The following is a 489-nucleotide window of genomic DNA, read 5'->3' as shown; positions in this document are numbered from 1 at the left end:
GAACGTTGGTGGAACGAGTTCAAATTGCGCTGGATTGATCGACACGCTAAACCAGTTACCTATAAAGAATTAGTGGCCTTGGTCGAAGAAGGCATCAACTATTTTAATCAACTAGATCGTTCACCAGCAAGAAACGACCTCACCCCAGCGGAACACTGGAATGAGGCCGTTTAAGCAAAGCAAAACTTATATTATTTCAAATGACAACTTGACAGGGACTAGTACAACTCAGGGGGCTTTACTTTAATATTTCCTGTAGATATTAGCCTTTTTTTAATTTTAATTATGCCTAGAAGCCTATGTTAGAAGTCATAGTCGCCGCTACTCATAGCTTCAGCATTACCCATTAGATAGCCAGCACCAACTTGTGAAAAGAAATCATGATTGGCCGTTTCGGTTGAAATTCCGTTCATTACGATTGGGTTGATATCTTTAATCTCAGCATTGGGGAAGCGGGATTCAAAGCCCATATTTTGGAGCGCCTTGTTG

The 489-nt window shown here is 41.1% G+C and carries 1 pseudogene; it reads right to left on the bottom strand.

Features of this window, described 5'->3' with window-relative positions:
- Positions 1-302: 302 nt before the first annotated feature.
- Positions 303-489, bottom strand: a pseudogene (locus MZO40_RS17015) (class 1b ribonucleoside-diphosphate reductase subunit beta); the annotation flags it as partial.

Source organism: Lactiplantibacillus sp. B652 (assembly GCF_023806745.1).
GTDB classification, from domain to species: domain Bacteria; phylum Bacillota; class Bacilli; order Lactobacillales; family Lactobacillaceae; genus Lactiplantibacillus; species Lactiplantibacillus pentosus.
Note: the sequence above shows the minus strand (reverse complement) of the source record. Positions and strands in the feature narration are given on the sequence as shown.